This window comes from Verrucomicrobia bacterium S94, from assembly GCA_004299845.1.
Taxonomy (GTDB): domain Bacteria; phylum Verrucomicrobiota; class Kiritimatiellia; order Kiritimatiellales; family Pontiellaceae; genus Pontiella.
Map to the genome: position 1 here is coordinate 492,903 of CP036201.1, position 25,950 is coordinate 518,852.

At 51.9% G+C, this 25,950-nt stretch carries 24 protein-coding genes; 14 read left to right on the forward strand and 10 right to left on the reverse strand.

Annotated elements, in window-relative coordinates; translation table 11 throughout:
* The first annotated feature begins 534 nt into the window (after positions 1-534).
* From EGM51_02190 to EGM51_02245, 12 genes are all read left to right on the forward strand, one after another.
* Positions 535-1,305 carry a DUF975 family protein gene (locus EGM51_02190; GenBank protein ID QBG46269.1) on the forward strand — a complete coding sequence of 257 codons (771 nt, stop codon included), beginning with the start codon at positions 535-537 and terminating at the stop codon, positions 1,303-1,305.
* Between the two features lie 54 nt (positions 1,306-1,359).
* Positions 1,360-2,520: a tRNA guanosine(34) transglycosylase Tgt gene (locus tag EGM51_02195; protein QBG46270.1), complete on the forward strand. Its 1,161-nt coding sequence runs from the start codon at positions 1,360-1,362 to the stop codon at positions 2,518-2,520.
* Complete coding sequence (gene yajC, locus EGM51_02200; GenBank protein ID QBG46271.1) at positions 2,521-2,868, forward strand: preprotein translocase subunit YajC; 348 nt, start codon at positions 2,521-2,523, stop codon at positions 2,866-2,868.
* Between the two features lie 14 nt (positions 2,869-2,882).
* Entirely contained in the window at positions 2,883-5,333 is a 2,451-nt protein-coding gene (secD, locus tag EGM51_02205) for a protein translocase subunit SecD (protein ID QBG46272.1), read from the forward strand.
* Positions 5,334-5,397: 64 nt separating this feature from the next.
* Entirely contained in the window at positions 5,398-6,651 is a 1,254-nt protein-coding gene (locus tag EGM51_02210; GenBank protein QBG46273.1) for a cation transporter, read from the forward strand.
* 80 nt (positions 6,652-6,731) lie between these two features.
* Positions 6,732-7,082 (forward strand): Hpt domain-containing protein, encoded by a 351-nt coding sequence (locus tag EGM51_02215; GenBank protein ID QBG46274.1) that lies wholly within the window; start codon positions 6,732-6,734, stop codon positions 7,080-7,082.
* 6 nt (positions 7,083-7,088) lie between these two features.
* Positions 7,089-8,732: a response regulator gene (locus EGM51_02220; GenBank protein QBG46275.1), complete on the forward strand. Its 1,644-nt coding sequence runs from the start codon at positions 7,089-7,091 to the stop codon at positions 8,730-8,732.
* Between the two features lie 44 nt (positions 8,733-8,776).
* On the forward strand, positions 8,777-9,466 hold the full coding sequence (locus EGM51_02225; GenBank protein QBG49223.1) for a sugar transferase: 690 nt from the start codon (positions 8,777-8,779) through the stop codon (positions 9,464-9,466).
* 15 nt (positions 9,467-9,481) lie between these two features.
* Positions 9,482-9,823, forward strand: coding sequence for an anti-sigma factor antagonist (locus EGM51_02230; protein QBG46276.1), 342 nt, complete (start codon positions 9,482-9,484; stop codon positions 9,821-9,823).
* Between the two features lie 11 nt (positions 9,824-9,834).
* The gene (locus EGM51_02235; protein ID QBG46277.1) at positions 9,835-11,253 is read left to right on the forward strand and encodes a hypothetical protein; all 1,419 of its coding nucleotides are present in this window, start codon (positions 9,835-9,837) and stop codon (positions 11,251-11,253) included.
* Positions 11,250-12,968 (forward strand): single-stranded-DNA-specific exonuclease RecJ, encoded by a 1,719-nt coding sequence (recJ, locus tag EGM51_02240; GenBank protein ID QBG46278.1) that lies wholly within the window; start codon positions 11,250-11,252, stop codon positions 12,966-12,968. Before EGM51_02235 ends, recJ begins: the two co-directional genes overlap by 4 nt.
* Positions 12,969-13,095: 127 nt before the next feature.
* The gene (locus EGM51_02245; protein ID QBG46279.1) at positions 13,096-14,814 is read left to right on the forward strand and encodes a hypothetical protein; all 1,719 of its coding nucleotides are present in this window, start codon (positions 13,096-13,098) and stop codon (positions 14,812-14,814) included.
* Positions 14,815-14,987: 173 nt separating this feature from the next.
* Here the strand turns inward: EGM51_02245 and EGM51_02250 are convergent, their stop codons facing one another.
* The 3 genes from EGM51_02250 to EGM51_02260 all read right to left on the reverse strand — a co-directional run bounded on the left by EGM51_02250 (position 14,988) and on the right by EGM51_02260 (position 17,706).
* Positions 14,988-15,362, reverse strand: coding sequence for a hypothetical protein (locus EGM51_02250; protein ID QBG46280.1), 375 nt, complete (start codon positions 15,360-15,362; stop codon positions 14,988-14,990).
* A 78-nt stretch (positions 15,363-15,440) separates the two neighbouring features.
* Complete coding sequence (locus EGM51_02255) at positions 15,441-17,093, reverse strand: HAMP domain-containing protein (protein ID QBG46281.1); 1,653 nt, start codon at positions 17,091-17,093, stop codon at positions 15,441-15,443.
* Positions 17,035-17,706, reverse strand: a complete 672-nt coding sequence (locus tag EGM51_02260) for a response regulator (protein ID QBG49224.1) — start codon at positions 17,704-17,706, stop codon at positions 17,035-17,037. Before EGM51_02260 ends, EGM51_02255 begins: the two co-directional genes overlap by 59 nt.
* Positions 17,707-17,887: 181 nt before the next feature.
* Here EGM51_02260 and EGM51_02265 point away from each other — a divergent pair, with 181 nt between their 5' ends.
* Positions 17,888-18,895: a glycosyltransferase family 9 protein gene (locus EGM51_02265; GenBank protein QBG46282.1), complete on the forward strand. Its 1,008-nt coding sequence runs from the start codon at positions 17,888-17,890 to the stop codon at positions 18,893-18,895.
* Positions 18,896-18,929: 34 nt separating this feature from the next.
* On the opposite strand, the gene rseP is transcribed toward EGM51_02265, so the two are convergent.
* The 4 genes from rseP to EGM51_02285 are packed head-to-tail and all read right to left on the reverse strand — an operon-like array spanning position 18,930 to position 23,314.
* A complete protein-coding gene (gene rseP / locus EGM51_02270) occupies positions 18,930-20,354 on the reverse strand; it encodes an RIP metalloprotease RseP (protein ID QBG46283.1) in 1,425 nt (474 codons plus the stop codon).
* 31 nt (positions 20,355-20,385) lie between these two features.
* Positions 20,386-21,261 carry a hypothetical protein gene (locus EGM51_02275; protein ID QBG46284.1) on the reverse strand — a complete coding sequence of 292 codons (876 nt, stop codon included), beginning with the start codon at positions 21,259-21,261 and terminating at the stop codon, positions 20,386-20,388.
* 12 nt (positions 21,262-21,273) lie between these two features.
* Positions 21,274-22,005, reverse strand: coding sequence for an isoprenyl transferase (locus EGM51_02280; GenBank protein ID QBG46285.1), 732 nt, complete (start codon positions 22,003-22,005; stop codon positions 21,274-21,276).
* Between the two features lie 31 nt (positions 22,006-22,036).
* Positions 22,037-23,314, reverse strand: a complete 1,278-nt coding sequence (locus EGM51_02285) for an adenylosuccinate synthase (protein ID QBG46286.1) — start codon at positions 23,312-23,314, stop codon at positions 22,037-22,039.
* A gap of 277 nt (positions 23,315-23,591) precedes the next feature.
* Between EGM51_02285 and EGM51_02290 the strand changes: the two genes are divergently transcribed.
* The gene (locus EGM51_02290) at positions 23,592-23,837 is read left to right on the forward strand and encodes a hypothetical protein (protein ID QBG46287.1); all 246 of its coding nucleotides are present in this window, start codon (positions 23,592-23,594) and stop codon (positions 23,835-23,837) included.
* A 70-nt stretch (positions 23,838-23,907) separates the two neighbouring features.
* On the opposite strand, the gene ribF is transcribed toward EGM51_02290, so the two are convergent.
* Genes ribF through rbfA form a run of 3 tightly spaced genes read right to left on the reverse strand, consistent with a single transcriptional unit; the run spans position 23,908 to position 25,941 of the window.
* Positions 23,908-24,834 carry a riboflavin biosynthesis protein RibF gene (gene ribF / locus EGM51_02295; GenBank protein ID QBG46288.1) on the reverse strand — a complete coding sequence of 309 codons (927 nt, stop codon included), beginning with the start codon at positions 24,832-24,834 and terminating at the stop codon, positions 23,908-23,910.
* Complete coding sequence (gene truB, locus EGM51_02300) at positions 24,831-25,559, reverse strand: tRNA pseudouridine(55) synthase TruB (protein ID QBG46289.1); 729 nt, start codon at positions 25,557-25,559, stop codon at positions 24,831-24,833. Before truB ends, ribF begins: the two co-directional genes overlap by 4 nt.
* Positions 25,546-25,941, reverse strand: a complete 396-nt coding sequence (rbfA, locus tag EGM51_02305; protein ID QBG46290.1) for a 30S ribosome-binding factor RbfA — start codon at positions 25,939-25,941, stop codon at positions 25,546-25,548. The genes truB and rbfA overlap by 14 nt, the downstream gene beginning before the upstream one ends.
* Positions 25,942-25,950 lie beyond the last annotated feature (9 nt).

Genomic DNA, 25,950 nt, shown 5'->3' on the forward strand with positions numbered 1-25,950 from the left:
GGATGGAAGGGAGCCGGGGTTTAATATTCATCCGGATAGAGGTGAGCTCTGGTTTGGTGTCGAGTCGGCGGTGATCGGCATCTGTGTGCGGATTAGTGTCCCGAGACCGGGCGATGCACTTCGTCAGCAAAACTTCAGTCTGGTACTGATTATCGTTCATTTTCCGGCCTGTACGTTTTCTGCCGAGCTGTAAAAACCGCATTTGGAGTGTTTGGGTTGAGCGGTCTGCGAAAAGACTGTTTGTTTTTTTTCATATATCGGAATGATTTATCCCCGTTGGTGTGCGGTAGCGTATTATATTGTTGTGAACCTCTGTAAGCAATTAGTGTACTAAAATTAATACAGTAGGAAAACGTCGAAATGAGGGGACGAGCCGTGTCTTTCCGGGGAGGAGCTATATCGGCGGAATGAGATGAATATCAGAAATGAAAACAGAGAATTACAGCATAAAGGGTTTTCTGCCCTGCGGGAGGCGGTCGGAGCCCCTTCCGTTGATGTTTGTTTTTCTTGGTTTGGGGAACGGTTTTGGGCAAGATGCGCCGTCTTACGATTTCCAAGGGGAACAACATGACTGGATTAAATGATGATGGCGGGTTGCCGAAAATTACATTGCCTTCAACCGAAGGGGCTTCCGGCGGCGGGTTTGATGGCGGTGGGGTAACATCCAATGCCGATCTGACGGCTGAGGCCCGGGAGTCGCTTAAAGGTAACTGGGGGATGGCGGTTCTCGGCTACGTTTTATACACTGCGTTCTCATTTTCCATTTCTTTCTTTATCATTGCAGCCACGTTTTTTGTGAGCGTGGTTGCCGGGTTGGGCGGTGGAGATGTTAAAGCCGCTGCAGACCTGATCGGTGGAGTGGCCCAGCTTTTTCAGTTTTTTGTGATGCCGCCGGTAGTTATTGGGTTTTATGCGTATTACCTGGGAATTGCTCAGGAGGATGCGGCCCATCTGGAACTGTTGTTTGTCGGGTTTAAGCGGTTCTGGAAATCGCTGGGCGTCTACTTTTTCTATATTCTGTTTATCTATCTGTGGATGCTGCTGCTGATCATTCCCGGCTTTATTAAATGTTTCAGTTATTCGCAGGCTTTTTTCATTATTGCCGACGATGAGGATTGCGGGCCGTTGGAGGCCATTAGACGGAGCAGGGAAATGATGGCGGGGAACAAATGGAAGTTTTTCTGCCTCAACCTGCGGTTTATCGGATGGGGTTTGCTGGCTTTGCTGACGTTCGGTATCGGGTATCTGTGGCTGGTTCCGTACATACAGACCTCGCTTGCAAAATTTTATGAAGATGTAAAATGATGCTTCCAATACCGTGTTACCACATTTTTTAATCCTTTTAACCCGATAATATCTATGTCTGAACCAACCATTGGAACTTTTGAACTGCACGGCACCGATCCTTCCTGCAAAGCGCGGCGCGGAACCTTTCATACCAAACACGGCAGGGTGGAGACGCCTGTTTTTATGCCGGTGGGCACCCAGGCGACGGTTAAAGGCATGTCGCCGGCGGAAATGCACGAGCTGGATTGTGAGATTCTGCTGGGCAATACCTATCATCTGAATGACCGGCCGGGCCCGGACCTGATTGAGCGGATGGGCGGGCTGCATGAATTTATGGGCTGGGACCGCGCAATTCTGACCGACAGCGGCGGCTATCAGGTCTTCAGTCTCGGTTCGATGAATAAAATCACGGATGAGGGCGTTTCGTTCCGGTCGCATTCCGATGGACGGAAGCATTTTATCGGTCCGAGAGAATCGATGGAGATTCAGCGTAAGCTGGGGTCGGATATCGCGATGGTTTTTGATGAGTGTCCGCCGTATCCGAGCGAGAAGGAATACGCTTGCAAAGCCGTACGCAGAACCCTAGATTGGGCGGCTATTTGCAGGGAAGCGCCCCGGGCGGAAGGCCAGCTGTTTTTCGGTATTGCGCAGGGGAGTGTCTATGCGGATTTGCGCGAGGAGTGTGCCAAGGCGCTGGTCGATATGGAATTTGACGGCTACGCCATCGGCGGTGTGAGTGTCGGCGAACCGGATGAGCTGATTATCCGGGGAGTGGAGGACACCGTGGATCATCTGCCGAAGGAGAAACCGCGCTACCTGATGGGTGTCGGCGAAATGGCCCAGATGGTGGAGTCGGTGGCACGGGGTGTTGATATGTTTGACTGTGTGATGCCCACCCGCCAGGCCCGTAACGGCACGGTTTCCACCCGGCGTGGACGCTATCCTGTGAAAGCGGCCCTCTATAAGGAGGATACCCGCCCGTTGGAGGAAGGATGTACCTGCTATGCGTGTAAAAACTTTACACGTGCATATGTGCGTCATCTGCTCAATGTCGGCGAGATTCTGGGGCTGAGACTGGTAACGATGCATAACCTGCATTGCTATCTTGAATTTATGAGAGAGATGAGAAAATCGATTGAAGAAGGCCGTTTTGCCGAATTCCGTGCGGAATTCCATGCCGGCTATTCGGTCATTTGCGAGGACCACGTTTTAAACGTAAAGGAGAACAACTAGATGAACCTATTACCCCTTACCATCGCACAGGCTGAGGCGGCTCCGGCGGCTGCCGGATCGCCGCTGCAGTTCCCGATCATGATGGTTATTCTGTTCGCGATCATGTATTTCATGATGATCCGTCCGCAGAAGCGCCGCGAAAAGGAACGTAAGGAGATGATCAATTCGGTGAAGAGCGGCGCCCGCGTACTGCTCACCAGCGGAATCATCGGCGAAGTCGTCAACGTGAAGGAAAATACGCTGATCATCAAAATTTCGGACAACACCAAAGTTGAGTGCGTTCGCGCGGCCATTTCCCAGATTCTGGAAAAAGGCGAAACTCCGGCCGAAATCGAAGCAACGAAGTAGGAAAGGTTTCTGAGATGGACAAAAATAAACTCTGGAAATGGATCTCTCTCTTTTTTCTGACCGGTATGTCGGTCTGGATGGTGGCGGATCTTGGGGTGACCTGGGGGCTGGACCTGCAGGGCGGTTCCAGTTTCACGATTCAGGTCGATGAAGATGATGTGCGCCAGAAGTTGGTTGAAGGCGATGAAACAATTTCTTCGGTCGATCAGCTTAAAGATTCGGACGTAAAGAAAAAGGTTCAGGAAACGCAGCAGATTGCGGTTGAGATTATCCGCAACCGTATTGATGGGCTGGGTACTGCAGAACCTGAAATTTATCCGCAGGGAAATGACCGGATTGTGGTTCGTCTTCCCGGTGTCGATCCGGAAACCCGTGCAGAAGCCAGAGCGCAGATTTCACGCGATGCGGTGCTGAGCTTCAAGCTGGTCCATAAAGACAGCGCGCAGTGGGTCGCGGAAGTTTTCGGTTCCGGTCAGATGCCGCCCGGTTTTAAAATGGGTGGGCAGGACAATGCGGGGATTTTCCTGGTACGCGATCGAGAAGCCATGGCCGATGAAGAGCTCGACCGCGAATTCTTCAAGCGTCTGCGCCGGTTCGGCGACAAGCCGGCTGACTTTATGCTGATGGAGGACCGTCACAAGGATAATTCCAAAATTTACCGTCCTGAATATATTGAGCGCCGCCGCCAGATGGGCGGAGACCGTGTGCAGAATGCATCGGTTATGCCGGATCCGATGACCGGTCTGCCGACGATCTCACTCGAATTTGATTCAGAAGGCCGCAACGAATTCGGTCGTATTACGGAAGAAAATGTAAACCGGCGTCTTGCGGTGATTCTTGATGATAAACTGTATTCTGCGCCGAATATCAATGAAGCGATTTACGGGAATGCATCGATTTCCGGAAGTTTCAGTAACGCTGAAGCCCGCAAACTGGCCAATGTGCTGAAAGCCGGGGCTCTGCCGGGCCGGGTGAAAATTGTGGAAGAACGTACGGTTGCTCCGACTCTCGGCCATGATTCAATCAGCAGCGGGATCAAAGCGATTATCATCGGTGGAGTTGCCGTGCTGGTCTTTATGGGCGTCTACTATCTGATTCCGGGGATGATTGCGAACTTCTCGCTGATTTTCGTTCTGCTGCTGCTGCCGATCGGCATGGTGGTTTCATCCGGATTTCTCGGTGCGGCCACGGGATCGCTGCAGGGCGGGGGAATCAGTCTCCCGACGCTGACGCTTTATGGTATTGCCGGTATTGTGCTGACTGTCGGTATGGCGGTGGATGCCAACGTACTGACCTTTGAGCGTATGCGTGAGGAATGGAAAGTCGGCAAGTCCGTTTCCGGCGCCATTAACGCCGGTTACAATAAAGCTTTCAGCACCATTCTGGATGCGAACGTTACGACTCTGCTTACCGCCGTTATTCTGTTCTGGCAGGGTTCCGGTCCGATTCGCGGCTTTGCGGTGACGCTGAGTGCGGGTATTATTGTTTCGATGTTCATCGTGCTGGTCATTACCCGTCTTGGGTTTAATACGTTGGCGGATAACGGTATGCTCAAGAGCATTAAGATGCTGTCTATTCCGGGGCTGCAGAATGCAAACTTTAATTTCCTGGGCAGCCGGAAAATCGCTGCAGCTGTGTCGTTGCTGATTATTATCGGTTCGTGGGGCCTTTTCTTTAAGAAAGGTGATGCGAACTTCGGGGTCGATTTTAAAGGGGGGTCCGTGATTACCTTTGAATTCGACCAGAAGCAGGATATCGAAGTGGTCCGCGCTGCACTGAATGATGCCGGATTTCCGACGGCGGGTATTGCCTATCAGGCTGATGTCAGCGGCGGGGAAGTGCTGGAACTGAAAATCAGTGATTCCGGTGAAGAAGCGGAGCCGGCCCTTGAGGCGGTTAAAGCTCTCGACGGCGGCTATATTGATGTTAAAAACGACAGTGTAGGTTCGCAGATCGGATCTGAGCTGAAGCGTAAGGGGCTGATGGCCATTATCTGGTCGCTGGTCGGCATCATTATCTATATTTCGATCCGCTTCGAATTTGCTTTTGCCTGCGGTGCCATTACTGCATTGGCGCATGACGTGCTGATTACGGTCGGGCTCTTCTGTGCGCTGGGTAATGAGCTGAGTATGCCGATTATTGCAGCCCTGCTGACTATTGTCGGTTACTCGGTGAACGATACGATTGTGGTGTTTGACCGTATTCGGGAAGATCTGAAGCTGGAGAAGGGCAAATCCTATCAGGAAATTGCGAATCTCTCCATCAACCAGACCCTCAGTCGTACGCTGCTGACCTCGGTGACTACGTTGCTCACAGTGATCATGCTGTTGCTGTTCGGCGGTGGTGCAGTACAGGATTTTGCACTGGCACTGACTATCGGTATTCTGGTGGGCACCTATTCTTCAATCTTTGTGGCCACACCGGTGGTTCTGCTCTGGCACAAGGGAGAGAAAAAGGTTCAGTAGACTTCGGGTACTTAATTATTCTATCCTGTGGGCGTTCCGTTGACCGGGGCGCCCTTTTTTAATAATGACTGAAAAAAGACACAGATTAGCGTTTCCGATCATGAACTTTCTGCTTCAGCGGGTGGTGGTTCAGGATCTTCCGGCTGATAGCCATGAAAACCGCACACGCCTCGGCATGCTGGCCGGGTGGGTGAGTACGGTGATGAGTGGGTTCATGGCGGCGGCAAAGTTTTTTCTCGGTTTTATCTCCGGGTCGGTTTCGATGATGGCCGATGCCACAAACAATCTGACGGATATGGGCAGTTCGCTGGTGATTGCCCTGGGTTTTCAGTGGTCGAGAAAACCGCGGGATGAGGATCATCCTTTCGGTCATGGACGAATCGAGGCTGTAGCCACCCTGGTGCTGGCGATTGCGCTGATTCTTGTGGGGGCCGAGGTTGGACGTTCGGGCATTGAACGACTGGTGAATCCGAAACCGGTTGAAGCCCCGTTCTGGGTGCTGGTGATGGTCGGGCTGACGGTTGCGGTTAAGACCTGGATGGCGGTTTTTGCGCGGCAGCTTGCGCGGCTTTCAAAATCAAAAGTATTGGAGGCCGATGCCTGGAATCATGCTTTTGATATTGTCTGTACGCTCATGGTTCTGGTGGCTCTGCTCAGTTCCGGATACGGGTGGGGGGCTGTCGATGGTTGGACGGCAATCGGTGTGGCGGGGTTTATTCTCTACACCGGAGTTTCATATGCGCGGGAGGCGATCGATATTCTGCTGGGTAAAAAGCCGGATCCTGAAACCGTACGTGAAATTCATGATGCTGTGCTCGATGTTGACGGTGTGATGGGGGTGCATGAAATCATGGTGCATCACTACGGTGATGTGAAAATGGTATCTTTTCACGTGGAGGTGGATGCCAATATCAGCCTTGTGGATGCCCATCTGATCTCGGAGGAGGCGGAATCGGCTGTGGAACGGAGCTTCAGGTGGCGGGCTCTGGCTCATCTCGATCCGGTGGATCGGTCCCATCCGTTTTTTGATGTGCTCAGCCGCAGTGTGCATGAGTTTCTGGAGCAGGAACACTGTCTGGTGGATGTGCACGATCTGCGCGCGGAAGGTGATGCGGAGCCGTTCAGTATTTCCTTTGATCTGGTTACTGATATGGAAACGTCCCGCACTGAGTATGATGGGATTTATGATCGGGCGGTCCAATGGCTGGAAGAGCGCATCGGACGGCAGGTGAACCGGGTTGAGATCGGTATTGAAGCCGCTGTGGAAAGTGCTCCGATGGTCCGCAGGGCATTCCGGCTTCCAGACGCAGGAAAATGATCCATTGCGTATTTGCTACGGTCTTTATTGCTGTTATGATTTGAGATCACTTTGATGATTTGATTTAAGCGGAGAAAAATATGGCGCAGAAACTGGGAGATACCACCTGGGTAAACGAACTTATTCCGGATCTTGAGGTACGGAAAAACCAGTTTGTTGTTGATACAGATGAGGTGGATGATGAACTGATCGAAGTTTTTGTCGATGAACTGCATCGCCTTTCCAATGAACTGAAGGAGGGGCTGTCTTCGGAAAATGCCGAAATGGTCCGTATTGCGGCGCACTCCATTAAAGGTATGGGCGGTACGATCGGTCTGCCTGAGATTTCCGTGCTGGGGCTGGAAGTTGAAAACTGTGCAAAGGAAGAACGCCTCTCTGATGCGCGCCGGCTGGTGACGGCGCTCGGGGATTGGATGAAAACGCTGGATTAACGCCGAATGATTTCATCATCTCAGGATAATATGCAGAATTTGCCCTCTTCCCGGCTGGCTCAGAAGTTGTCCGGCCGGGTACTTGTTGTGGATGATGAACTGCCGAACAGGCTCTACCTCAGGAAACTGCTTGAAACCAGAGGGTGTGAGGTTTTTGATGTCGATGAGGGACCGGCTGCGCTTAATATTGCCATCCGGCAGGCACCGGACCTTATTCTGGTCGATGTGATTATGCCTGGAATGGATGGTTTTGAACTCTGCGATCTTTTGCGGAAGGAACCCCGTACCTCCCATATCCCGGTTATCATGGTGACGGCGAAGTCGAAGATTGAAGACATTGAAACGGGATTTGAACTCGGTGCGATGGATTATATCCGGAAACCCTTTAATCCCCGTGAGCTGGTTCTGCGGGTCGGCAATGCGCTGGCGCTGAAAAAAAGTAATGATGAGATTACGATCTGGAATAAGCGCGTTTCGCGCGATCTTTCTCTGGCGGGGGCCATCCAGCGGTCGCTCTTTTCCGATATTCCGCATTTTTCTCAGCGGTTTGAAGTCCGGATTGCTTATGAACCCTGCATGGATGTCGGGGGTGACGCGTTTGATATCATATCGCTTCCGAACGGAAAGCATGCGGTTTATGTGGCGGATGTGTCCGGGCACGGCGTGGCACCGGCTATGATTTCTTCGCTGTTGAAAGCCACGGCCAGCGAAATGATTCATCGGTATGCTGACCGGGGACCTGCGGAGGTGTGTAATGCTCTGAATATGATGTTCCGGCGGCGGATTGATAATCCCTCCTATTTTGCAACTCTGTTTATGGCCATTCATGATGCGGAGACGCTGGAGTGGCGGTGTATGAACTGCGGTCATCCGAATCCGGTGCTGATTCGCGACGGTGAATATATCAGTCTTGGTCGTGAAGGCGATGGCGGGGGGGCTCCGGTGGGTTTTCCTTTCGGGCCGGAACGTCCGTATACGGAAGACGATGAGGTGATCATTAAAGACGAGGGAAACTCCTTTCTGCTTCTTTACACCGACGGTCTTATGGAAGCGCGCCACCGCGAGAGCGGCGAGGAGTGCGGCGATTTCATGAAGAAGACTTATCAGAAAGTGGTCTCTCAGCCGGAACATCCCAATAAAGCAGTACGTCTGCTGCGTGAACTGGAGGGGTATGATTTCGATATTGCGGCTGACGACTGTACGGCCATATCGATCCACATGCTTGATCCGCGGCGCATTGTGCTTGAGCAGACTGTGCCGCGAAATATTCATCTGGTATCTGAGGTTGCCCGCCAGTCTGAAGCCGCGGTGACCTCGGTCGGTATTTCGGTGAATACAGCGGCCATGCTGCGGTTGCTGGTGATGGAACTTGGTGCGAACCTGGTGGACCATAGCGGGCTGGATGAAGATGATTCGTTCTGGCTGCAGATCCGGGTGGATGGAAAAACCTGTCAGGTGGTACTGCGTGACGAGGGCGCGGAGTGGGATCTGGAAGAAGCGCTGAACCGGAAACTCGATGATTCCTACATGGGCGAGCGCGGGCGCGGACTGGCTATTACCAATACGATTACCGACCGGATTGAACGTTATCGGGTTCAGACACAGAATCTGACCTATTGTACCATTGTTGACGAGGAACGCGATTCATAATGGAACGTCCTGTATACAGAGCCCGGCGGGAGTTGTTTGATCGGATGGAAATTCCGATCACAAAGGCTGATGCACATATTCTCAAGTTTAAGCAGCGTTCGCGCCTGCTGGTCTGGGAAGGGATGCTTCGCAGTCTGCTGGTGGTAAAGCGGACGATGGATATTCTGGGTAGTACTGTGGCGATTCTTGTTCTGCTGCCCGTTTTTTTTCTGGTGGCGCTCTGTATTCTGATGGAGGACGGCTTCCCGGTGATTTATGTGCAGAAACGCGTGGGGTTGAATGGACGTGAATTCCGGTTCTATAAATTCCGTACCATGGTCCGCAATGCCGATGCATTGCGCGCGGAGCTGGAAGAGCAGAATGAACTGAGCGGAAGAGTTACATTTAAAATGAAAAACGATCCACGTGTATTGAAAGTCGGGCGCTTCCTCAGACGTTCGAGCATAGATGAAATTCCTCAGTTTTTCAATGTGCTCATCGGGGACCTTTCTCTGGTTGGGCCTCGTCCGCCGTTGCCGGAGGAAGTGCGGAAGTATACACTGTCGGAACGGAAGCGGCTGCATGTTAAACCCGGGCTGACGTGTCTGTGGCAGATCGGCGGGCGGGCGGATGTTCCGTTTCATGAACAGGTCGGCCTGGATATGCAGTATATACAGAGTCAGAGTTTCTTTAAAGATATGATAATCATGTTGAAAACGATTCCCGCTGTATTATTCGGTCGCGGGGCATATTAGGGAGGTACTTGCGTTATGTTGGTGAATTGCGAGAAACAGAATGAAATAGGAGTCGTGCGGGTCAGTAAAGCCCTCACGGCGGCGACGGTCGATGCCTTCCGCGATCAGTTTAATCATTGGTCTTCGGCGGAGACCGATGTGAAAAACTATGTTATCGATCTGGCCGAAGTGGATTTTATGGATTCCGCCGGACTCGGTACACTGATTGCCGTATTGAAGCGGGTTACTGAACAGGGCGGGGATATGAAAATCGCCAATCTGCAGAAGAAGCCGCGTATGGTTTTTGAAATAACACGGGCGTATAAGGTGTTTGAAATTTATGAGTCCGTCGAAGATGCTATCAAAGGTTTCGAGTAGAGTGCTGACCGATGATCGCCGTAATCAACACCTCCATCCCATGCACATGGGCAGGGGATATCAGCGAAAAGCCGTGGGCGTTGCTTCCCATTGCGAACCGGCCGCTGATTGATTACTGGCTGGAAGCCTGCACAGAACAGAATATCCGGTCGGTTCATATTGTTCTGCATGATGGTGCGGAAGAGGTGGAGCGCTTTGTGGGGTCCGGCTCCCGCTGGAATGTGGTCGTTGAATATGTTTTTGCGCGAAGCACCGAGACGCCGGTCGATTATCTTCGTTCGATTTCCGGATACTGGAAAAACGGACTGCTCTATTTCGGCGGGCCGTTTTTTATGCGCCGGCGGCAGGCGTTCACTCCGGAGCATTTCAGCCGGTTGCCGGCCTGCTGTCATGGGCCGGGCGATCCGCCGGTTTTTCTCTATGGTCGGGATGAACACGATGTGAACCTGCTGCTGGACGGCGGTTCCCCGCCCGGCCGCGGGCTTGAGGAGGTGCATGTTCATCCTTATATTATTGAAACAATCGAGGATTATTTCGATATCAATATGAAACTGGTTGCGGGGGAGTTCACGCGCTACGTCACGGCCGGATTCGCTACGCCCGATAAATCCTCCGTGGGGTTTAATGTCCGGACGCCCCCGTCGAGTTACCTGCGTGCGCCGATCATTGTCGGCGATGACTGTCGTTTCGGGGCGATGACCACCATTGGTCCCAAAGCACTTGTGGCGAATCATGTCATCGTGGATGCATTCAGCGAGCTTTCCAACTGCCTTGTGCTGGAAGATACGTATATCGGACGGAATCTTGAAATCCGCAATAAAATTGTGGCGGGCAACCGGGTGATTGATCCGAGAGACGGAACGTGTATTCAAATTGATGATTCGTGGTTGATTGCGCGGAACCGGCCCGAGCTGCTGACCGAAGATGTGGTACGGCTCACTGTGCTTTGGGGAGTGGCGCTTGTGCTGGCAACATTGCAGTTGATTCCGTTTCTGGTGTTGTATCCTCTGATCAGGCTGACCGGGATTGCCGGTTTCAAGAAACAGCAGTTTCATGATCCGCACACCGGATATATCGCTCTCCCGGTTTTCGGCAAAAAAGCCAACCGAAAGTCGATGCTTTACCGTGTTTTCCGGGCGCTGTCGCTCGACCGCTTCCCGCTGATTCTGCTGGTTTTGCGCGGGCGCATGTTTCTGAGCGGACAGCCGCCGCTGCGGCATCCGAAGGATGATGAAGTTGTGAAGCAGCTTCGTCGCTATTATCCCGGGGTCTTCTGCTACCGTGATTATAATCTTGATTCCGACCTGCTCACGGATGCGCTTTGGTATGCACACATCCGTTCGTTGTATGAGGATCTTAAAATTCTGGTGAAAGCGCTCGTCAGTCGTTTCCTTACAGCTGGTCGTCAAATTCCGGCGGATACCGAGTGAGCCGTGCTTCCAAACATTGGGAAATCCGCCCGGCCGATGAGGGGCGGGTCCGGCAGCTCAGTCTGAAGGCTGAACTGCCGCTTCCGCTGGCCCGGGTTCTGTTGCTGCGCGGTTTTCAGACCCCGGATGAGCTTGAGGCCTTTCTGAATCCGAAACTGGCTGATCTCTCCGATCCGTTTCTTCTTCCGGATATGGAAAAGGCGGTGTCCCGGCTTTGGCAGGCTTTTGAGTCCGGAGAAACCATTACGGTTTTCGGGGACTATGATGTGGATGGCGTGACATCGGCGGCTCTGCTTACCCGTGTTTTTGTTGAGCTGGGAGCAAAGGTGGTACCATTTATTCCTGACCGTCTGGATGAGGGATATGGACTTTCCACCGAAGCGTTGGAGCGCTGCATTACCTCGCATGAATCCTCTGTGGTGGTGTCGGTGGATTGCGGTGTCAATTCGGTGGACAGTGTCCGGATGGCTCAGGCGAGGGGAGTGGATGTGATCGTGACCGACCATCATGAACCTGCAGAGGAGACGGCCCCGGCTTTTGCTCTCATCAATCCCAAACTCGGCGAGGTCCGGTCGCTGGAAATGCTTTCAGGGGTCGGTGTGGCATTCAAGCTGGCGCATGCGCTGGTTAAATACGGTCGGGAGTGCGGCCATTCCGCAGCGGTTACGTTGAAGCTGCGTGAGTATCTCGATATTGTTTCATTGGGCACTGTAGCGGATATCGTACCGCTGCGTGGAGAAAACCGGATTCTGGTGCGCCATGGCCTGGCCCAGCTGGGCCGCACGCGCTGGCCGGGACTGGAGGCCCTGAAAAATGTGGCTGGGATGAAAGGGGAACCGGAAACCTATCATCTGGGTTTTCAGCTCGGGCCGCGCATTAATGCTTCGGGCCGGATCGGCCAGCCGATGGAGGCGCTTTCTCTGCTGCTTACTCCCGATCCGGCGCAGGCGCAGCGTACTGCGCAGGTTCTCGATCGGACCAATGCGGAGCGCCGGAAGATTGAGCGGGAAATGGCCGATGAGGCGTTTGAAGAAATCGACACGTATTTTGATCCGGAGAAACACTATGGTCTGGTGGTGGCCCGCGAGGGGTGGCATCCCGGTGTGGTCGGGATTGTGGCTTCACGAGTGTCCCGCCATTATAACCGGCCGGCTATCATCATGGGGATTGAAGAAGATGGGCATGCGCGCGGATCGTGCCGGAGCATTACGGAGTACAACATGCTCGACGGGCTGCAGGCCTGTGCGGAGCTGCTCACGAAATTCGGCGGCCATAAAATGGCGGCGGGGCTGGAGGTAAAGTCGGGGCAGCTGGATGCGTTTAAGGAGCAGTTCAACCGCGCGGTTTCCCTGGCTCTGAAAAAGGTGGATCTGACTCCGGTTCTGCAAATTGATGCTGTACTTAACCCGAACGATGTAAATGATGAATTTTACAATGAGATGAAAAAACTGCGGCCGTTCGGGCAGGATAATCCCGAACCGGTCTGGGCCATGGAAAAGATGTCGGTTTCGGGGGCGCCGCGTGTGGTTGGAGAAAATCATCTGAAGCTGTCTCTGGTTTCGGCTGGATGCAGATTTGATGCGATTGCATTTAATTTTCCGCTGGAAAACCTGCCGTCCGGAAATATAGACGTTGCATTCATGCTCAAAGAAAACTGCTGGATGGGGAATACCACGCTGCAGCTTCAGGTTCTCGATATCCGTTCCTCACGTTAGTGGGATTCCTGAATCATTTTTGAGGCCGCTATTGTTGAGATTCTGTTTTGATTGCTTGCCTGCTGCTATGGGGTCTGTCAAAATTGCGCGCAATACGCAGGGGGCACAGTTTACGTAAGGAAATAGCGTGGAAGCACTACAACAGATTTTCGATTCAATTTTACAGAATGCGGGGGATTTAAGTCCGTTTCTTGTGGTCGGGATATTGATACTTGCCGGTTTTGCGGGCAATTATTTCGGGAAATTTTTAAAACTCCCGCATGTGACCGGAAATATTCTCGGCGGCATTATTATCGGTCCAACCTGTCTGGGATTGATCGGAACCGATGAGCAACTGCATGATCTGCAGCCGATTGCAACGTTTGCAATGAGTCTGGTGGCTGTGAGTATTGGTGGACATTTGTCGTACCGGCGTATTCACAATTCACTTCGGCGCATTATTTCCATTTCCATGTTTGAGGTGACGTTTTCGGTTATTACCGTAATTATTGCGGGAAAGCTGTTCGGGATGGATTGGCCGACGACGCTGCTGCTTGCCGGGATCGCGGCTTCCACGGCGCCGGCTACGACTATTGCTCTGATCCGGGAATCGCGTGCAAAGGGGCCGTTTGTAAAAACGCTGATTTCGGCGGTGGCACTGAACAACATTCTCTGCATCCTCATTTTTGTGATGATGCGCACATTTGTGTCGGCTTATTTTGAGAGCGGGGAAACCATTGGAAAAATTGATGATGCTCTGATTCTTTCAGCCTATCATCTGCTGGGAGCTGTGGTGCTGGGACTGGGGATGGGATGGATTACCAGAATACTGGTTTCAAAGCCCCGTTTTCATGATTTTACGACTATTCTGCTGGTTATTATGCTGCTGGACGGATTGGCCGCATATCTGACCCTGAGCCCGCTGCTGGTCTGCCTTTTCTTCGGGGTGTATCTGGGCAATAGTTCTGAGGTGGCGGAAAAGCAGCTGAGCACGCTGACTCCGCTGGAGCCCACGCTCTACGTCATTTTCTTTACACTGGCCGGGGTGTCGCTGCATCTCGATGCTCTGATGGCGGTGGGCCTGGTGGCTATGGTTTATATCGGATCGCGCATGCTGGGAAAAACACTGGGGGCCGCAATCGGGGGGATTGTCGGCAAATGTTCAAAGCGTATGTGGACGAATATGTCGTATGCGCTCTATCCCCAGTCGGGCATTGCTATCGGTCTGGTGGTGCTGCTGAGCGACGATGCGTTTGTTCCTGAAGACATCCAGCAGGCGGTCGGTGCAATTATTCTGGCCGGCGTGACGGTGGCCGAAATTATCGGACCGTTTGCGACGAAAGCGGCACTGTCGCGCTCGGGTGAAGCAAACCGCGATCGGCAGCGTCTGGTCGAATTCCTGGCCGAGGAGTTTATCATGGTTAATCTGAAGGCGCTGGATAAATGGGATGCCATCCGCCAGATGGTCGCTTTTCTGATAAAAACGCATCGGGTTGAGCATATCAGTCAGGAAGAGCTGTATCAGTCCGTTGTTGCGCGTGAAAAGGAGATGTCGACGGCTATGGGAAAAGGTATTGCCATTCCGCATGGTCATATTGAAAAAGGGCCGGCTATTCAGGGTGTTATGGCGATTTGCCGGGAAGGGCTGGAGTTTGATGCCCCCGACAACGGCCCGGTTAAACTGATCATGCTGATCATTACGCCGAAGGATAAAAAGGATATGCACCTGAAAGTGCTTTCCAGTCTTTCCGCCATGATTTCGGACGATGCAATCCGTGATCGTCTGATCTCCGCAATGAGTCCTGAAGATGCCATGGAAGTCATCGAATCCAAAGAAGCACGGGACTATAATTATTTTCTGGAATAGCACCGGGGACAAAAAGAGAGGCGGTGTAAGGAAAAGAGGAGGGAAACCTTACACCGCCCAAGCTGTGCCAAAGCACATGCTTATAATCAACGACGGAGCTCATTCTTTATTGTGGACAAAGTAGCGCTTTTTTTTCAGTGGCGGGAGACAGGCTGATCCCGGGTCGGCAGCGGCTACTCTGAAAATACATGATGCCATATGGAGCTTCCACCGAGCATAAAGTCCAGACGCACAGAGTTTTCCGACCATTTCAGATCTGGGTGGTGTGTTTCCGGCGGCATGTTGGTATAGGCAGGAATGTAGTACAGGCTGTTCCAGTATTTCTGGTCGGTGTCGCGGAAGTAGATTTTATACGAAGGCTGATGGTCGAAATAAAATTCGGTTTTCAGACGCGCTGTTCTGGAGCCGTCCGGTGAAGTCACAATCAGGGTGTCTTCACTGGGCGGGGTGAGAATCCGATAGGCAATGAATACCACAAAAAGTGCAAAGATAACTTTTCCCGGATTTCTAACATCAAATGCCGGGCGCTTTCTGTAGTTGCGTTTCATAGGGAAAAAATAGGTTAACGGTGCGAAAGGTTGAAGACAAAACAACACTCTTTCAGGCGGTTTCCGTATTGCGCTGATTCAGGAAGGGGAGTTGGGCAGGGTAATCGTAAAAATACTTCCATGAGGCGAGGTTTTGAGCTGAACCGATCCGTTGTGAAGGCGGACGTAGGCTTGTACAAGGCTTAATCCGAGTCCGTTTCCGGGGATGGTTCTACTGGAATCACATCGGTAAAACCGGTTGAAGATATGTGGAATATTTTCTTCGGCAATACCCTCCCCGGTATCGGCGATACTGAATCGCACAGAATCCTTTCTGTTTTCAAGAGTGACCCGAATAGATCCGTTAATCCGGTTGAACTTTATGGCATTGTCCAGAAGATTTGCGATGCTTCTCTGGATTTTGCTTCGGTCGGCCCGGATCGCAACCGCTTTGGAGGGGATCTTATTTTCGATAGAGATATTTTTGTTTTTAGCGGAGACAGAAAAAATATCAATGGATTTGCGGAGTTCCTGACCGAGGTCAACGGTTTCGTAGTTCAAAGTCAATACGCCGGTTTCTGCACGTGAAACATCAAGGATGTCGCTGATAAGAGGTGCCAGCTGTTCGCATTCCATGATTACGGAATCGGCGGTCTGTTTGTATTCAGCCGCCGTTGCTGTTTCCCAATCCTGGGTTTCCATCAGTCCTCTGATACGGGTAAGAGGTGTGCGGATATCATGTGCTATGTCGGTAGTTACGTTGCGCAGTTCCTGTACCAGCTTTTCAATGTGTTCCGCCATATTGTTGAATGAATTGCACAGTTCTCTGATTTCCGTTCCTGCATTCTGAATCTGCACCCGCTGCTTCAGGTTTCCTCTGGAAAATAAGGCGGCCGCGTCTGAAACCTTTTTCACCATACGCATTGTGTGATGGGACAGTTTGAATCCTGCGATGATGCTGAAGGGGATGAACAGGGCCAGTAAGACCAGAAAAAGCAGGCTCAGACGCTTCAGCTCAGCAATTCCGTTGGCAAAGTTGCTGTGCAGGAGCATGATGTTTCCGTCATACATTTTTTTCATCACGGCCTGTCCCAATCCCGGGGTGGATAGGTGAGCGATGTTTTTCTGACCAAGGGCGGTACTTTCGGTTTTCAGCATATTTTCTGGGACCAGACCGGCTTTGCCGTTAAGTATGCGGCCTGCGGAATTCAGAATCAGAAGATCGATGTTTTCTGCTGAGGTATGGGCCATGGGATTTTGAATCTTCGATTCGAGAGACTGAAAAATATCGGATAAGGATTCTGAATGGGCAACCCACATATCACCTTGTGCGGAAACGAGTATTTCCAGGTGGTTTTGTCCGGTCGAAGCCTGAACTTCATAGCCGGAGCCATCGTGCAGATCTTCCTGCTCAATACGACCGATCAGGGCTTCCGGGAACTTCCGCCGGAATGTGGTTATGTATTTTTCCGGCCAGCCGGAGGCTGGAAGAATGCGTGATTCGTCCGGGTGTTCTGCTCCCGTGTATTCTTCGGTGATAAACAAGAGGATTTGTTCCAGGTGAATATGGGTTTTAGAGCGTGACTGGCTGTAAACCGCGAACAGTCCGATAAGATAACCGGAGAGAAGCAGTAGAACAGTGATCTGCAGACTGTAGACCGCTGTCCGGAACTGAAACGATTGTGTTTTTTTATTACTGGACCATAAGGGCATAGCCGCATCCCCGGATAGTATGGATGAGTTTAGGTTCATACGAGCGATCTATTTTTTCCCTTAATTGGCAGATGCGGCTTTCAACCACATTGGTCAGGGAGCCGGCGTTAAAGTCCCAGACTTCCTGAAGAATGGTATCTTTCGAAACGACTCTCCCGTTTTGCCGCATGAGATAGACGAGCAGGGAATATTCCAGGGGTTGAAGGATAATCTCATGGCTGTCCCGGTATACTTTGCCCCGAACAAGATCAACCTTCAGGTCAGCTACACAGAGAGAACTGGTTATTACCGGCTGGGGGCGGCGAAGCCGGGCTTCAATACGGGCAAGCAGTTCAGCGAAAGAAAAAGGTTTGCCTAGATAATCATCCGCTCCGTCCTGAAGTCCCTGTACGCGGTCTTCAATATCATTTTTGGCACTCAGTATAAGAACCGGTCCATCCCGGCCGGCCTGTCTGAATTTCCGGATAATTTCAATTCCGTTCATTCCCGGCAGCATTAGATCGATAATCAGCAGAGCGTATGTTTGTTCAAGGGCCAGGCGCAATCCCTCACAGCCTTCGGTGGCATGGTCGACCATGTATCCGGCTTTTCGCAGCCCTTTCAGGATGAATGCTGCAATTTTAAGATCATCTTCTATCAGTAAAAGGTTCAGACCGGTTCCATGCATACGAATGGGACTATCAGATTGGAAGCTCCGGCGCAATGTTTGCAATATGACGAAATGGTTATTTTCAAAATATTGTTTTCCAGCTCCGAAATCATACAGCTTCAGGCATGAATTCACTGTGTGGATTCCGGGTGTCTGAAATCAAATAAGACCGTTGGAGCTCAATATGAAATGCCGGAAAAGAATTCTTATCATCCGCCTGAAATCTATAGGGGATGTTATACAGACTCTGCCTGCAGTGCGCATGGTACGGGAAAATTTTCCCGATGCACATATTTCATTTCTTGTGTGCCGTTCAAATGCATCTCTTATTCAGGGATTTCAGGATGTGGACGAGATTATTGAAATAGATCGGAGCAGAATGAAACGGGGGATATTTGCTTTTATAGCGGAGCTTTTCCGAATTATTCACAGGATGATAAACGGAAGATTTTCGCTGGTAATTGATCTTCAGGGCTATGGAGAAACCGCACTTCTTTCCCGGATTACCGGTGCGAAGGAGCGATGGGGAATGGTTTATAGCCGAGGTCGAAAATGGGCTTACACCAAATGGGCAAATAGAAATAAACATGTTCATGCGATCGAGAAAAACATACAGCTTTTGACGGCATGCGGGCTGAAACCCGGAACGATTGAAAACCATTTTGTATTGCCGGCGTCTTCACGTGAGGCGGCGAAAAAAGTTTTCATATCCAGAGGACTGGATCTTGATAAACCTCTGCTTTACATTCAGGCGTTTACCAGTACTCCCAGTAAAAACTGGCCGTTGGAAAAATATTTGGCAGTTGCAGAAGACTGGAGAGCGTGCGGGGGACAGGTTGTGTTTGGAGGCGGAACTGCTGATGCCGTCGCTCTTGCTCCGGTAAGTGCTGCGGGTTTCGAGGTTTTTACCGGTTTACCTATACTGGTGTCAGCGGGATTGATGTATTGGTCTACATTGGTTCTTGGCGGTGATACGGGCATGCTGCATATCGCCAACGCGATGGGGAAGCGGGCCGTTATGCTGATTAAGAACTGTCATCCGGGAAGGGCGGATTTATATCAGCATAAGGAGTGGGTTATTGATCCTTCCGGATGCGGTTCGCTATCGGAAATTGCGGTTGAAAAAGTGATCGATACATGCAGAAACGGATTTCCCATGAGTTATGTGCCCGGGATAAGTCTGGCCGTTTAAAAAAGACGAATCTTTCCCCCGTAAATCTGTTCGGTCATTCAGCCCCCGTTTCTCCGGGGGAGACATCCGGAGTCGGTTCGGTCATTTCGGTCTGCTGTTGATCGCCCTTGAAGAAACGGCTGACATTCCAGATGCGGTCGGTGTCGCGCCAGGTGAGAATGGCCATGGCGGAGAGCAGCAGAATGGCAAAAACATTAACCAGCGAGGCAACCACTTTCGGGGGAACTTTACGTTTGGTAATGCCTTCCCAGAGGGCGAAACAGATGTGGCCGCCGTCGAGTACCGGAAGCGGCAGCAGATTGAGTACAGCGAGGTTTATGTTAATGAACCGGATCAGCCCCAGCGTGGTCAGGAGCCCGATCTGCAGGGAGACAAAGATCATCTGAAAAATCGAGACCGGTCCGCCGAGTCCGCTGGCGGCCTGTTTGGATTCACTGGGGGTTACCAGCGCTTTAAGCAGCCGGAATATAGAGGATGAGTCGCTGGAGATCTGCTCAAGCGGATTGCCGGTCAGCGTCCACGGGAGCCCCATTGAACCTCCGAACTGAATGCCGATCATAACCATATCGTTTTCTTCGTTGTATTCCGGGGTAACCGGAATGGTGAGCTTTTCACCGGCGCGATCAACATACATCATAATTTCGGTGTCGGGATTCTGCTGAATCAGTTCCCGGAAATGCTCCACACCGGTTACGACGGTGTTATCCACTCGATAAATCATGTCGTTAGGCTGAAGTCCGGCTTTTTCGGCCGGCATGCCTGAGACAACGGAGAAAATCTGGCAGGGCTCGGCCTGTCTGACGCCGTCGATCAGTTGTTCCGGATTTTCTTCCGGATGGTTGACCGCAAGCTGAAGGGTGCGTTCCCCGTCGGTTTCATTATAGACAACAAAATCAACGCCTTTTCCTTTACCACTGCCCAGCAGGCTTTCCACCTGGGTATCATACCAGCTCTTAACTTTGGTTCCGTTCACCGCGCGGACTTCGTCGCCGGCACGCAGGCCGGCCTCATAAGCCGCACTGTCTTCCGCCACTTCCGCAATGAAAACCCCGTTTTCCTCCCGGATCTCCTGCCGGGGAAGCAGCATGACACCAATGCCGAGAATCAGTGCAAAGATGATATTGCAGGCCGGGCCGGCCACTGCGACGGCGATTTTCGCCCAGGGGGAGACATCAGGCAGTTCTTCTCTGGGGGTTTCTTCATTATCACCCTGTACTTTTTCCATGCCGGCCGGATCAAGCTGCGGCAGGGAGACATAACCGCCCATGGGCAGTGCTCCGATTTTGTAGACGATGCCATCGATTTCTTTTTTCCAGATTGCCGGTCCCATACCGATAGAGAACGCCTCCACTTTTAGACCGCATTTTTTGGCAACGATGAAGTGACCCCATTCATGGACAAAAACCGTGATTCCGAACAGGAAAACCATCATGATGATTATGAAAATGATACCGAGCATTGAAACGTTCCTTTGTTAACAAATGTAGAAATTAAGACAGTGCGAATTTCATGAAGATATAAAGAAGAGGCGAAGCGAACAGAATGCTGTCGATCATGTCCAGAATGCCGCCCAGACCGTAGACCATGGTATTGGAATCCTTCACACCTACCGCCCGTTTAAACATGGATTCCACCAGATCGCCGGCTGTGCCGACAACGGGAATCAGAATACTGAGAATCAGAGCGTGGCCCAGGTTGAAACTGAATGCGCCGAGTTTTCCGCCGGAGAGGAGAAGCCACAGCATGTTGATGACGAGGCAGAAAATAATACCGCCGAACAGCCCTTCCCAGCTCTTGTTCGGTGAAATAACAGGGGAGAGTTTATGTTTTCCGAATTTGGTGCCGAAAAAGTAGCCGCCGGAATCCGACAGTTTCATGCAGGCCAGCAGATAAAGTCCGGCCCATGCCGGTTGAGTTGCATCGCCGCTGAGAAAGACGCGGATGAAAAAACTCCAGAGAAACGGCACATACATAAAGCCGAGCAGGGTGCCCAGTGCATTGTCGAGGCCTTCGCGCATGTCGGGGTAGGCCAGTATGCGGAAAAAGATGGAAATCACTGCCAGCAGAATGGTGAGCCAGAGCAGGGTATCGTGCGGCAGATAGCTTCCGGTCAGCGTAGTCAGGTCCGGATATTTATTCATATACTGCCAGGTGGCGGCCACAAACAGGATTCCACAGACGGTCCCCCATTTTTTTGACGCTTTCAGACCGCCGGCCTCAAGCATGTTGTAGAATTCCCAGGTGGCCACACCGCAGACTGCAGAGAGTACAATAAGGCAGACCCAGTGGCTGGAAGGCACCACACTCATCAGGAAGACGAGAACGGAGGCGATTGAAGCACCTATTATAATCCGTTTTTTATCCATAAAGAACTCCGGTCACACTTTCTTGACTCCACCATACCTGCGATCCCGATTGTTAAAAGCTTCCAGTGCAAGGAAAAACTGCTCTTCGCGGAAATCGGGCCAGTAGGTGTCGGTGATGTAAAATTCGGAATAGGAGAGCTGCCAGAGCAGAAAATTGCTCAGCCGCAGTTCGCCGCTGGTACGGATCATCAGTTCCGGATCAGGCACGTCCGGAAGGTCGAGATGATTTGCAACAGTCTCTTCATTGATATCCTTCACCTTCAGGAGCCCCGACTGTACCTTTTCAGCAATTCTTCTGGCAGCCGTGGCGATTTCATTACGCGAGCCGTAACTCAGGGCGATAACCAGGGTGTGGTCGGTATAATGCGCTGTGGCATCAATGGTTTTCTGTACCCGCATGCGGACCGGAAAGGGGAGGCGTTCAAACTGCCCCATCACACGCAGGCGAATTTTATTATCGTGAAGCTCCTGCTCATATTCATTCAGGGAATGAATCAGCAGTTTCATCAGGCCGTCCACTTCAGCCGGCGGGCGCTTCCAGTTCTCGGTGCTGAAGGCATAAACGGTAATGAATTCAACCCCCGCCTGAGCCGCAGCGCGGAGTACAGCCCGAACGGACTGCGCGCCCTCTTTATGCCCTTCGATCCGCGGAAGTCCGCGCTCCTGCGCCCAGCGCCCGTTGCCGTCCATAATGAGGGCCACGTGGCGCGGAATTTTTTTCAGGGATTTGAAATCGAGATCCATAAGGGGGTTATGTGTTAAAACCCGGTCCGGGTCAGCGGTCCAGAACCAGTGTGCTGGAGCGTTTTGGACCGACGGAGAGAATGCTGACTTTGACGCCGGTAATCTCTTCGATGTATTCGACATATTTTCTGCACTGCTCGGGCAATTCGTCCCAGCTTGTGCATTCCGTGGTCGGCGTGTTCCAGCCTTTAAACTCTTCATAGATCGGTTTGCACCGGGACAGCTTACTGATCGAAGCCGGAACGGTTTCGATGCGTTCGCCGTCGCATTCGTAGGCCACGCAGACTTTAATGGTTTCCAAGGCATCGAGAACATCCACTTTCATCAGGGCCCATTCGTCGATGCCGCTGACCATGGCGGAATATTTGGCAACAACCGCATCAAACCATCCGCAACGGCGCGGGCGGCCGGTGGTGGCGCCGAATTCATCACCGATCTTGGCGAGGTGCATGCCCATATCGTCAAACAGTTCGGTAGGGAAAGGGCCTTCCCCGACACGGGTAGTGTAGGCTTTGACGATGCCGATGCAGCGATCGATGGCACCCGGAGCAATCCCGGAACCCGCCGGAGCCCCTCCGGCCCCTGTACTTGAGGAGGTTACGAAGGGGTAGGTGCCGAAATCAACATCGAGCATCACACCCTGCGCACCTTCGAAGAGAATTTCATCGTCGTTTTTAACCGCTTCGTTGAGCATCGGAATGGTATCGCGGATAAACGGTTTCAGATAATCGGCGGCCTCGGAAATGTCTTTAACAACCTCTTCGATATCCAGCGGTTCGCCGCCCATGGATTCGATGAGGGTATTCTTTTCAGCCGTCAGTGTACGGACGCGGTCGAGAAAGTCAGCTTCAAGGATGTCGCCGATACGCAGGCCGATGCGCTCGGCTTTATCCATATAGCACGGCCCGATGCCGCGCTTCGTGGTGCCGATTTTTTTACCTTCTTCCAAGTTGCCTTCCTTGGTGCCGTCGAGCGCTTTGTGGTAGGGCAGCACAATGTGTGCGCGATCGGAGATGAAGAGGCGGTTTTCGAGTTTAATGCCGCGTTCGACGAGTTCGGAAAGTTCACTCTGCAGGCCGACAATATCGACGACGAGGCCGTTGCCGATGACACATTTGCAGTGTTCGCGGAGGATGCCGGACGGGGTAAGGTGGAGGACGTATTTTTCGTCGCCGATTTTTACAGTATGACCGGCGTTGTTACCGCCCTGGTAGCGGACCACCCAGTCAACGTCGGCGGTCAGAACGTCAATGATTTTTCCTTTTCCTTCATCGCCCCACTGGGAGCCGATTAATACAGTTTTGGACATCTTTCAGCTTTCTCCATTAGTAATTATCCGGTTATCGGAAGATCCGCATCATTCCGCCTTTTTTCTGATAACCACTAAAAAAGCCCTCTCATCATAAGGGGGCTTATGAAGCGTGGAACTTAGGGAAACGGGGTGTTCAGGTCAAGTTTTGAGGGATTCGAATGCGCCGGATTCAGGGTGGACACGGACAGAATCATGGGTAATACTGGTCATGAATTCTGGCAGTGCTGCTGGGTTGCAGTACAAAAAATAAAATCCCTAACGAATAGGAGAGATTATGTTTCTTGAAGTTTATGCCGTAAAACGCAGTGAGTATACCGAAGCTACAGGCGTTTCCCAGGTTCCGGAAAACAAGCGCCTCATTGAAATGACCGGTGCGCGTGTGCGTCATTCAAGCCTCTTTCCCGACCGTGCGGAAATCATTCTTCCGAGCAAGTCCACTTTTCTTGCTGCTGAAAGTTATGAAGAGATTGTGAAGCGTATTGCGGAATCTACCGATGGTATTTCGCGCGTAGTCGACTGATCTTTTCAGGTATGGACGCCGGCCGGTCCTGGTGACCGGCTTTTTTGTGTCCTGAGCCACCGTTTTCGAATCAGCCGAGGATTTTTCGGATCGCTTCTATATCGGCCTGAATCTGCTTTTTCAGGGCATAGGCATTTTCGAAAACTTCGTCGCCTCGAATATATTCAATGTAGCTGACTTCTACGTGCTGATCGTAAAGATCGAGCCCTTTTTCATCAATCAGGTGAACTTCAAGTACCTGCGGTTCATTTTCGTGGAAGGTTCTGCGGTGTCCGATATAGGCTGCGGCGTGGTAGAGGTTCTGTCCGACCCGCAGTTTGGCGGCATAGATACCGCGCGGCGGAAGCATTTCATTTTCAGGGGCGATATTGGCGGTAGGATAACCCAGTTTTCGGCCGATTTTTTCGCCGTGCATCACTTTTCCGATGGTTGAAACCGGTCGGCCGAGCATGGCGGTGGCATCGGCCAGATGGCCGAGACGGATGGCCTCGCGGATGCGGGTACTCGAAACCCGTTCACCGTTCCATTGCACTTCCGGCAGAGTGGAAAACCAGATGCCGCGTTCTGTGCAGAGTCGGGTCAGCAGTTCTGCATTTCCGGCGCGGTTGCGGCCGAAGGTCCAGTCTTCGCCGACCGAAATGCCGGACAGATGGGGGATGCAGGTGCAGAGGTTTTCAAAAAAGTCGAGCGGCTCCTGTTTCATAAACTCAAAAGTGAACGGCTGGAGAATGCAGCCATCGACACCGAGTTTCTGCAGATAGAGGCTCTGCTGGACGGTGGTGAAAATCAGCGGAGGAGCGCGATCCGGCATCAGCACTTTTGCGGGATGCGGATCAAACGTGAAAACCCAGGTTTCGCCACCGATGGCGCGGGCCTGTTCGAGCGCTTTTCCGATTACGGCACTGTGGCCGATATGTATGCCGTCGAAGCTGCCGGCAGCCAGAACGACCGGAGTGTTTTTTTCGTGAAACTCTTCCAGTGAATGGATAATTTTCATTTAAGTAAATCTTCCAGAAGGATCATTTTTTCGCAGAGTGTCTCGCGATCGCACGCAAGAATTTCGTCCAGTGTATAGGCCTTGTCAACCGAGAGCGGGCCGGAGCCGGTCCGGCGCAGGGCATCGAGGCTTCCGCCGACTCCGAGGGCATTGCCGATGTCGAACGCGAGGGTTCGGACATAAGTTCCTTTTGTGCTTTTCACGCGGAATTTAACCAGAGGATTTTCAAACTCCAGCACATCGAATTCGAAGACTTCGATTTTACGGGGTTCGCGTTCAATTTCCTGTCCTTTGCGCGCCATTTTATAAAGAGGAACGCCGTCCTTTTTAATGGCTGAAACCATTGGCGGGATCTGCTCGATCGGACCCATAAACTGTTCGGCAATCACGTTTTCAACCATTTCGCGGGTGACGTGCGAAGCGTCTTTTTCTTCGAGAATCTCGCCGTCGGCATCCTGCGTATTGGTGGTCACACCGAGGTGCAGAGTGCCTTCATAGACTTTGTCGCCGTTCATGATGCGGTCGGACAGTTTGGTACCTTTTCCGATCAGCAGTACCAGCAGACCGGTGGCGAGGGGATCGAGCGTTCCGCCATGGCCGCATTTGCTCAGTTTGAAATAGTTGCGGATTTTTGCGACGACGTCGTGTGAAGTCCAGTCGGTCGGTTTATCGACCAGCAGAATGCCGTCGTATGGATCCGGAGCGCGGCGCCTACGATTTCTCATGGTTCTCTTTGTCGTCTTTAAACGCGTCAGGATTTTCTCGTTCCATTTCATCAAGCATAGCGAGAATGTGGTCGCCGCCCTCGATCGATTCATCGAGGATAAAATGGAGACGGGGCGTGTACTTGAGTTTCACACGCTTCACCATCATGCGGATGATTTCCTGTCGGTGGCGGTTGAGATAGTTAATCATTCCTTCGCGCTCATCCTCGTGTCCGAAAATAGAGACGAAAACATTGGCATCGCGCAGGTCCGGAGCGCATTCAACGCGTGTGACCGTTACCGCGGAGGCTTCGAAGTCCGACCCGGCATAATTGCGGTAGAGATCTTCCGCAATTTCGCGTTTCAGTAATTCATTTACTCTGACTAAACGTGGTGTTCCCATAATTTCCTC

Excerpts from the sequence above, each read along its gene's own strand:
- EGM51_02190 (QBG46269.1), top strand. The coding sequence starts at position 535 with ATGCGCCGTCTTACGATTTCCAAGGGGAACAACATGACTGGATTAAAT.
- EGM51_02195 (QBG46270.1), top strand. The coding sequence starts at position 1,360 with ATGTCTGAACCAACCATTGGAACTTTTGAACTGCACGGCACCGATCCT.
- yajC (QBG46271.1), top strand. The coding sequence starts at position 2,521 with ATGAACCTATTACCCCTTACCATCGCACAGGCTGAGGCGGCTCCGGCG.
- secD (QBG46272.1), top strand. The coding sequence starts at position 2,883 with ATGGACAAAAATAAACTCTGGAAATGGATCTCTCTCTTTTTTCTGACC.
- EGM51_02210 (QBG46273.1), top strand. The coding sequence starts at position 5,398 with ATGACTGAAAAAAGACACAGATTAGCGTTTCCGATCATGAACTTTCTG.
- EGM51_02215 (QBG46274.1), top strand. The coding sequence starts at position 6,732 with ATGGCGCAGAAACTGGGAGATACCACCTGGGTAAACGAACTTATTCCG.
- EGM51_02220 (QBG46275.1), top strand. The coding sequence starts at position 7,089 with ATGATTTCATCATCTCAGGATAATATGCAGAATTTGCCCTCTTCCCGG.
- EGM51_02225 (QBG49223.1), top strand. The coding sequence starts at position 8,777 with ATGGAAATTCCGATCACAAAGGCTGATGCACATATTCTCAAGTTTAAG.
- EGM51_02230 (QBG46276.1), top strand. The coding sequence starts at position 9,482 with ATGTTGGTGAATTGCGAGAAACAGAATGAAATAGGAGTCGTGCGGGTC.
- EGM51_02235 (QBG46277.1), top strand. The coding sequence starts at position 9,835 with ATGATCGCCGTAATCAACACCTCCATCCCATGCACATGGGCAGGGGAT.
- EGM51_02250 (QBG46280.1), bottom strand. The coding sequence starts at position 15,362 with ATGAAACGCAACTACAGAAAGCGCCCGGCATTTGATGTTAGAAATCCG.
- EGM51_02255 (QBG46281.1), bottom strand. The coding sequence starts at position 17,093 with ATGAACCTAAACTCATCCATACTATCCGGGGATGCGGCTATGCCCTTA.
- EGM51_02265 (QBG46282.1), top strand. The coding sequence starts at position 17,888 with ATGAAATGCCGGAAAAGAATTCTTATCATCCGCCTGAAATCTATAGGG.
- rseP (QBG46283.1), bottom strand. The coding sequence starts at position 20,354 with ATGCTCGGTATCATTTTCATAATCATCATGATGGTTTTCCTGTTCGGA.
- EGM51_02275 (QBG46284.1), bottom strand. The coding sequence starts at position 21,261 with ATGGATAAAAAACGGATTATAATAGGTGCTTCAATCGCCTCCGTTCTC.
- EGM51_02280 (QBG46285.1), bottom strand. The coding sequence starts at position 22,005 with ATGGATCTCGATTTCAAATCCCTGAAAAAAATTCCGCGCCACGTGGCC.
- EGM51_02285 (QBG46286.1), bottom strand. The coding sequence starts at position 23,314 with ATGTCCAAAACTGTATTAATCGGCTCCCAGTGGGGCGATGAAGGAAAA.
- EGM51_02290 (QBG46287.1), top strand. The coding sequence starts at position 23,592 with ATGTTTCTTGAAGTTTATGCCGTAAAACGCAGTGAGTATACCGAAGCT.
- ribF (QBG46288.1), bottom strand. The coding sequence starts at position 24,834 with ATGAAAATTATCCATTCACTGGAAGAGTTTCACGAAAAAAACACTCCG.
- truB (QBG46289.1), bottom strand. The coding sequence starts at position 25,559 with ATGAGAAATCGTAGGCGCCGCGCTCCGGATCCATACGACGGCATTCTG.
- rbfA (QBG46290.1), bottom strand. The coding sequence starts at position 25,941 with ATGGGAACACCACGTTTAGTCAGAGTAAATGAATTACTGAAACGCGAA.